The 7,670-nt window shown below is 68.7% G+C and carries 8 protein-coding genes; 4 read left to right on the top strand and 4 right to left on the bottom strand.

Features of this window, described 5'->3' with window-relative positions:
* Positions 1-171: 171 nt before the first annotated feature.
* From FW784_RS11090 to FW784_RS11080, 3 genes are all read right to left on the bottom strand, one after another.
* Positions 172-1,332 carry an ABC transporter permease gene (locus tag FW784_RS11090; RefSeq protein ID WP_149353408.1) on the bottom strand — a complete coding sequence of 387 codons (1,161 nt, stop codon included), beginning with the start codon at positions 1,330-1,332 and terminating at the stop codon, positions 172-174.
* Positions 1,333-1,438: 106 nt separating this feature from the next.
* Entirely contained in the window at positions 1,439-2,131 is a 693-nt protein-coding gene (locus tag FW784_RS11085) for an ABC transporter ATP-binding protein (RefSeq protein ID WP_149353407.1), read from the bottom strand.
* A gap of 178 nt (positions 2,132-2,309) precedes the next feature.
* Entirely contained in the window at positions 2,310-3,569 is a 1,260-nt protein-coding gene (locus FW784_RS11080; RefSeq protein ID WP_149353406.1) for an efflux RND transporter periplasmic adaptor subunit, read from the bottom strand.
* 188 nt (positions 3,570-3,757) lie between these two features.
* On the opposite strand from FW784_RS11080, the gene FW784_RS11075 reads away from it, so the two are divergent.
* The 4 genes from FW784_RS11075 to FW784_RS11060 are packed head-to-tail and all read left to right on the top strand — an operon-like array spanning position 3,758 to position 7,263.
* Positions 3,758-4,660 (top strand): ABC transporter ATP-binding protein, encoded by a 903-nt coding sequence (locus tag FW784_RS11075; RefSeq protein WP_149353405.1) that lies wholly within the window; start codon positions 3,758-3,760, stop codon positions 4,658-4,660.
* Positions 4,657-5,421 carry an ABC transporter permease gene (locus FW784_RS11070; protein WP_149353404.1) on the top strand — a complete coding sequence of 255 codons (765 nt, stop codon included), beginning with the start codon at positions 4,657-4,659 and terminating at the stop codon, positions 5,419-5,421. The genes FW784_RS11075 and FW784_RS11070 overlap by 4 nt, the downstream gene beginning before the upstream one ends.
* A gap of 32 nt (positions 5,422-5,453) precedes the next feature.
* Positions 5,454-6,611, top strand: coding sequence for a sensor histidine kinase (locus FW784_RS11065; RefSeq protein ID WP_149353403.1), 1,158 nt, complete (start codon positions 5,454-5,456; stop codon positions 6,609-6,611).
* 49 nt (positions 6,612-6,660) lie between these two features.
* Positions 6,661-7,263, top strand: a complete 603-nt coding sequence (locus FW784_RS11060) for a response regulator transcription factor (protein ID WP_149353402.1) — start codon at positions 6,661-6,663, stop codon at positions 7,261-7,263.
* A gap of 6 nt (positions 7,264-7,269) precedes the next feature.
* On the opposite strand, the gene FW784_RS11055 is transcribed toward FW784_RS11060, so the two are convergent.
* Positions 7,270-7,590, bottom strand: a complete 321-nt coding sequence (locus tag FW784_RS11055) for a response regulator (RefSeq protein ID WP_149353401.1) — start codon at positions 7,588-7,590, stop codon at positions 7,270-7,272.
* Between the last annotated feature and the right edge of the window lie 80 nt (positions 7,591-7,670).

Below are 7,670 nucleotides of genomic sequence, written 5' to 3'. Positions count from 1 at the left end.
CCGCGAGCGCCAGGCGGCCGCCGCGCGTGGTGAACAGCCACAGCGCCACCAGCACCGCGAGGCCGACGACGCCGAACCAGGGCAGCATCGACCACGCGACGACGGCCGCGACCAGCAGGATGAACAGTCCGAGATTCCCGAAGAAGCGTTTGGTGCGCATGGTCGTATTCCTCAGCGGCCCGCGAGGGCATCGACGATGTTGAGGCGCATGCCGCGCAGGGCCGGCAGCAGGCCGGCAAGGACACCGAATACCAGCATCAGCACCAGGCCGGTCACCCAGCTTTCCGGCGGCAGCGTGCTGGGCAGCGGGATGAAGCCGCCACTGCCGCGACTGACCACCTGCATCGCCAGCGGCGCCAGCGCGAGGCCGAGCAGCGCACCGATCGCGACCAGCAGGATCGATTCACCCAGAACCAGCCCGAGCACGCTTCGATCACTGAAGCCGATGGTCTTCAGCACCGCGAGTTCCGGGATGCGTTCGCGCACGGCCTGGGCCATCGTGTTGCCGGTGAGCAGCAGCAGGGTGAAGAACACCGCGCCCATGATCGCGGTGACGATCAGGCCGATGTCGCCGATCTGCTTGGCGAACGACTGGTTGAACGCTTCCTCGGTCTGGGTCTTGGTCTCGTGGTCCGAATTCGCGCTGAGCGCGTCGATCGACTTGGAAACGCGGTCCGCCGCGCCCGCGTTCGCGAGTTGCACGATGTACCAGCCGACGCGCCCTTTCACGTAGTCGTTGGACTCGTCGAAATAATTCCAGTGGAACAGCAGCACCTGCTCCTGTCCCTTCTGCTTGACGTCGTCGATGCTGAAGATGCCGTCGAGCTTGAGCGGCCAGTCGTTGCTGCCCTTGGTCGGGAAGATCGTGGCCTGCAGCGGGATGGTGTCGCCCACCTTCCAGCCGAACTTCTTGGCCAGCGCTTCGCCGACGATCGCCCCCTGCCGGTCCGCTTCCCAGGCCTTGCGCTGCGCCGGCGGCAGCTTGAACTCGGGATACAGGTCCAGGTACCCGGGCCCGACCGAGAAATTGGGGAAGAAGTTCTTCGGGTCGCGATAGATGCCGCCGAACCACGCCGCATATGTCGACTTGCGCACGCCGGCGACGGTGGCGATCTGCGAGTCGAGGCTGTAGGGCAGCATCTGGGTGATCGACAGCCGCGAGGCCACGACCATGCGGTTCGCGCCGGTCACGTTGCCGCCGGAGTTGAAGGCGACGCGCACCGAGTCGAGCATGCCGAACAGGAAGAACGCGACGAAGACCGACAGCAGCGTGAGCAGCGTGCGCGTACGGCTTCGGAACAACGAGGCCCAGATCAGGTGCAGGTATTTCATGGCTGCCTCTTCGATGGAGGCCTTTCCGCAGGGCGGAAAGGTGGCGCGATGCGCCTCGGAACGGGTGCCGCGCCGACGCTATGCCGGCGCATTGGCGCGTCGGCGGTCAGTGCGCCATCGCCGGGGCGTCGACCAGCACGCCCTTGTCGAGGTGAACGGTGCGACGCGCGTGGTCGGCCGCCTTCGGATCGTGCGTCACCATCACGATCGTCTTGCCGTGCTCGCGATTCAGCGTCTGCAGCAGGCCCAGGATTTCTTCGGCGGATTGGCGATCGAGATCGCCGGTGGGTTCGTCGCAGATCAGCAGCGTCGGATCGGAGACGATCGCGCGGGCGATCGCCACGCGCTGCTGCTGGCCGCCGGACAGCTCGTTCGGCTTGTGCTTCGCGCGGTCGGCTAGCCCGACCAGCTGCAAGGCGATCGCGGCGTTGCGCGCGCGCTGCGCGCTGTTGAGCCTGGTCAGCAGCAACGGCAGCTCGACGTTCTTCTGCGCGGTGAGCGTGGGCATCAGGTTGTAGAACTGGAACACGAAGCCGACGTTGTTGCTGCGCCAGGTCGACAGCTGGCCGGCACGCAACGTGTCGATACGCTGCCCGGCGATGTCGATCTCGCCGCCGCTCGGCGTGTCGAGCCCGCCGATCAGGTTGAGCAGCGTGGTCTTGCCCGAGCCCGACGGCCCCATCAGCGCGACGAAATCGCCTTCCGGGATGTCGAGATCGATGCCGTGCAGCACTTCGACGCGTTCGGCGCCGCGCTGGTAGGTCTTGCGCAGGTCGCGGATGCTGACCAGTGAGGACATTTGCGTATCTCCCGCATGGATGAGTTCGATGCGTCGCCGGGGATCCCGGTTTCGCGCGCACTGCTCTGCTTGTGCTCCCGCGAAGCGGAAGCCCGGCCAGCGCCGGCGTCGATCGGTCACCGCGGTCGCGGTAGCCGGTTTTCACTGGAGCGACGCTGCCAGGCGGCATCGCTTCCCGTCATTCCGTCGCGGCTGCGTCCGCGTCTTTCGCGATGCGAACGCTCGCGCCGTCGGCGAGATCGGCGGGCGGCTCGATGACTACGCGCTCGCCGCCCTGCAGGCCGGACAGGACCTCGCGGTCGTCGCCCAGCGTGCGGCCCAGCTGCACGGCGCGCAGTTTTACCGTTGCCTTGGCGGCATCGCCTTCGACCACGAAGGCGACGTCCTTGCCATTGCGATCGACGATGGCCGTCGACGGCACCAGCGCCGACGGTGCCTTCGAAGCCTTCGGTGTTTCGCGCTCCAGGAAGCTCACGCGCACACCCATGTCGGGCACCACGCGTGCGTCGTGCTGCGAAAGGCCCACGCGCACCTTCACCGTCGCCTTGCCGCGATCGGCCGTCGGGATGATCGCGATCACCTCGCCGGGAATCTTCCAGTCGGGATATGCGTTGAGCATCGACACCACCGGCATGCCGGGCTTGACGCGGCCGATGTACGACTCGCCGACGTCGACTTCGACCTCGAGCGACTCCATGTCGACGATGGTGCCGATGCCGGTGCGCGTGAACCCGCCGCCCGCCGACAGCGGCGACACGATTTCGCCGGGCTGCGCGGCCTTGGCGATGATCACGCCGGAGAAAGGCGCGCGCACAACGGTGTTGTCGAGGCCGTTGCCGGCGATGCGCAGGTTCGCGGACGAGACCTGGGCCGTGCGCCGGGCGGTGACGAGTTGCGCGCGCAGTGCATCGCGTTGCGCGACCGCCAGGCTGTACTGCGCCTTCGACACCAGCTGCTGGCTGGCGAGCGAAGACAGCCGCGCCGCGTTGGCCTCGGCATCGCGCAACTGCGCCTGCACGCCGGCGATCTGGCTGCGTGAAGCTTCCAGTTGCGAGACGGCGAGCGAACGCTGCGCATCGGCATCGACGGGGTCGAGCGTAGCCATGATGTCGCCGGCATTGACGTGCTGGCCTTCCTCGATGCGCACTTCGCGCACCTTGCCGGTGATCTTCGACGACACCGTGGCCATGCGCCGGGCGACCACGTAGCCGGTCGCATCGAGCACCGCCGCGTTGCCGCCCGCGCCGATCGCCTGCACTTCGGCGACATGCACCTCGGGGCCCGGCGTGCCGCGGAACATCACGTACGCCCCGCCGCCGAGCAGCGCCACGGCGCCCGCTATCGCGAGCCCGATCCACAGCCCGCGACGGTTCGGTGCCGGCGGCGGTGCGCTGCGGTCGATGCGGAGTTCGTTGAGAAGGTCGGCGGAAGTGTTCATCGCGATCCGTAGCGGAGGATTTCGACCGGCGATGCGCGGGATCCGCGCCGACGTCGAGATGGCGGCAGGTTAGACCTCGCTGCCGGCCGCGTCACCTGACGAATGTCACCTGGAATACCTGACAGCCGCGACTGCCGCGGCGGCCGGGCGGCGCGCATGGTGTCGGCACCTTCCACAGGAGACGTGCCATGGGTTCCACCGTCACGCTGTCCCCGCTGGCCCGCCTCTCCGGCGTGTGCAAGCGCTATGGCGAGGTCGTCGCGCTGGACGGCCTCGATCTCGAGGTGCGCGACGGGGAGGTGCTTGCACTGCTGGGCGCGAACGGCGCCGGCAAGACCACCGCGATCGCGCTGATGCTCGGGCTGATCACCGCCGACGAGGGGCGCGTGCAGCTGTTCGACCGCGACCCGCGCGAGCTCGATGCACGGCTCGGCATCGGCGTGATGCTGCAGTCGGCTGGCATTCCCGAAACACTGAAGGTGCGCGAGCTCATCGAGGTCACGCGCAGCTATTACACGTCGCCGCGCAGCATCGCCGATTGCGTCGCGCTTGCCGGGCTCGAAGGCCTGCTTGATCGCCGCTACGGCCGCCTTTCCGGCGGCCAGCAGCGCCGCGTGCAGTTCGCGATGGCCGTCTGCGGACGTCCGCGCCTGCTGTTCCTCGACGAGCCCACCACCGGGCTCGACATCGATGCACGCCAGAAGCTGTGGGCCGCGATCCGCGAACTCGTCGCCGACGGCGCGGGCGTGTTGCTGACCACGCATTACCTGGAAGAGGCCGAAGCGCTCGCCGACCGCGTCGTCGTGGTCAACGGTGGGCGCGTGGTCGCGCAGGGCAGCGTCGCGCAGATCCGCGCGCGGGTGGTGCAGCGTCGCGTGCGTTGTCGCTCGTCGCTGGACCCCGCGGCCGTCGCCGCGTGGCCCGGCGTGAATGCGGCCGTTCGTGATTGCGAGCGCCTGGAGATCACCGCCGACGCGGTCGAAGCGATCGTCTATCGCCTGCTCACCGAGGACCCGACGCTCGCGGACCTCGAAGTCACCCGCGCCGGCCTCGCCGACGCGTTCGTCGAAATCACCAAGGAGGCCGCATGAACACGCTCACCGTCGCCACGCGCCCGTCGCCGTGGCCCGCCTACTGGCTGGAAGCGCGCAATGAATTCCTGCGCCTGCTGCGGTCGCCGTCGTTCGCGGTACCTACGCTGGTGTTCCCGCCCATGTTCTACGTGCTGTTCGCCGTGCTGCTCAACCACGGTAGCGGCACGCGCACGGCCACCTACCTGCTGGCGACCTACGGCGTGTTCGGCGTGATGGCGCCGGGCCTGTTCGGCTTCGGCGTGGCGATCGCAATGGACCGGGAGCGCGGCTTCCTGGCGCTCAAGCGTGCGCAGCCGGTGCCCGCGGGCGCGGTGTTGGCGTCGCGCATGGCGATGGCGATGGTGTTCGCCACGACCATTTCGCTGCTGCTGATGCTGATCGGCACCACGCTTGCCGGCGTGTCGTTGTCGCTGGCGCAGGCGGCCGGGCTGGTGCTGGTCGATTCGCTGGGCGTGCTGCCGTTCTGCGCGATCGGCCTCTATGTGGGAAGTCGCGTGGGCGCCCAGGGCGCGCCGGCGGTGATCAACATGATCTACCTGCCGATGGCGTTCCTTGCCGGGCTGTGGATGCCGCTGTCGATGCTGCCGCCGTTCATCGCGAAGATCGCACCTGTGTGGCCGGCGCACCACCTCGCCCAGATCGCGCTGTCGGTCGCCGGTGCGCAGAGCGATGGGCGCATCACGCTGCACGTCGCCGTGCTGGCGGTCTACGGCATCGCCTTCTTCCTCGCCGCCCGCCGGCGCCTGGCGCGCGGCTGAGCGATGATGGCGCGGCGCCCGGGGCGGACGACATGAACGCGAAGCACACGTTTGACAGGTACGGCAAGTCGCTGCTGCATCCCACGCAGCCGGGCAGCGGCTGGTACAGCTGGCTCAACCTCGTCTGGTCGATGTGGATCTTCCTGGTCCCGCTGACCGAAACGAAGGGCGCGTTCCCGCACTGGCTGTGGCCGACGCTCGCAAGCTACGCCGTGTTCCTGGCGATCTTCGTCTACGTGCATTACGGCAATCACCGGCACGTGTTCGGCGCGTCGCTCGCGATTGCGGTGCTGGGCTTCGTGGTGACGCCATGGAACCCGGGCGCGCAGGGCTACATCATCTATGCGTGCGCCTACCTCGCGTTCGCATTCCGTCCGCGCATGGCGATGGGCTCGATGGTGGTGCTGGTCGCGGCCTACTCGGCGTTCTGGCTGTGGCGCGGCTATCCGTGGCTGTTCGTACTGAACGCGGTGGTGGTGGGGCTCGTCGTCGGCGGCATGAACGTGCACTACATCCGACGCAAGCAGGCCGACGTCGCGCTCAAGCTCAGCCATGACGAAGTACGCCGCCTGGCGGCGCTCGCCGAGCGCGAGCGCATCGGGCGCGACCTGCACGATCTCCTCGGACATACGCTCTCGCTGGTCGCGCTCAAGTCGGAGCTGGCGAACAAACTGGTGGATCGCGATCCCGCCGCCGCGCGCCGTGAGCTGGAAGAGGTCAGCCGGGTCGCGCGCGAGGCACTCACGCAGGTGCGAAGCGCGGTCACTGGAATCCGCGCGGCGGGCCTCGGCGCCGAGCTCGCGTCGGCGCGCCTGTTGCTGGAGGCCGATGCCATCGAATTGCAGTACGCACTCGCGCCGGTCACGCTGCCGCCGGAGATCGAGACCGTGCTCGCACTCACCGTGCGCGAGGCGGTGACCAACATCCAGCGCCATGCGCGTGCGCGGCATGCCGAGGTGTCGCTGTCGTCGACGCCGCGCGAGGTGAAGCTGTGCATCGCGGACGACGGCCGCGGCGGTGCGATCGCACCGGGCAATGGACTGAGCGGCATGCGCGAGCGCATCGAGGCCCTCGGCGGCAAGCTGCGCATCGATTCGTCACCGACGGGGACGCGACTCGAAGCCTGCGTGCCGCTGCCGAAGGTGGCCATGTCGCTGCCCGACGAAGGCCTCGACGCCGCGGCCGCCTGATCGCGCACCTGCTAACGTCCATCGCCATGTCGACGCCCACGCCTTTCCGATGATCCGCGTACTGCTTGCCGAGGACCAGGCGATGGTGCGCGGTGCACTGGCCGCGCTGCTGGCGCTCGAGCCCGATATCGAAGTGGTCGGCGCCGCGCCCGATGGCGTCAGCGCCTGGCGCGAGGTCGAGCGCCTGATGCCCGACGTGCTGGTCACCGACATCGAGATGCCGGGACTCACCGGCCTCGAGCTGGCGCAACGCATCCGTCGCCACGAACTGCCGGTGCGCGTGGTGATCGCCACCACGTTCGCGCGGGCCGGTTTCCTGCGTCGCGCGCTCGATGCCGGCGTTGGTGGCTACGTGCTCAAGGACGCACCGGCCGAACAGCTCGCCAACGCGATCCGGCAGGTTCACCGCGGCGGTCGCGCGATCGATCCGCAGCTCGCGGTCGACGCGTGGTCCGACGCCGACCCGCTCAATGATCGAGAACGCCAGGTGCTGCGCCTGGCCGGCGACGGCATGAGCGCCGGCGACATCGCGGCGCAGCTCAACCTGTCGGCGGGCACCGTGCGTAACTATCTGTCGGAGGCGATCGGCAAGCTCGGCGCGGCCAATCGCGTCGAGGCATATCGGCTGGCGCGGCAGAAAGGCTGGTTGTAGCGACCCTCAGGCCGTCGCGATGGCCTGTGCGTCCAGCAGCCGGATCAGCGCTTCGGGGTCCAGCGGCTTCACCAGATGGTGGTCGAAGCCCGCGAGCCGGGCGCGCTCACGGTCGGCGGGATGGCCGTAGCCGGTCAGTGCCACCAGCAACGGCCGCGAGCCGTGCAGCGCGCGGATGCGCCGCGCCAGTTCGTAGCCGTCCAGATGCGGCATGCCGATGTCGAGGATGTAGGCGTCGGGCCGCACGCGCTCGGCGTATGCGAGCGCGTTGCGCGGGTCCACCTCGACGTCGACGCGGTGCCCGGACGCACGCAACAGCACGCCCAGCGTATGCGCGGCATCACGGAACCGTCAGCCGGCGGGCGCGTCGAGCAGATCGTCGATCCGGCGATTCAGCATTCCTAGCG

The organism is Cognatilysobacter lacus (assembly GCF_008274655.1).
Classification (GTDB): Bacteria; Pseudomonadota; Gammaproteobacteria; order Xanthomonadales; family Xanthomonadaceae; genus Cognatilysobacter; species Cognatilysobacter lacus.
This window is presented reverse-complemented; position numbering and strand designations above follow the sequence as displayed.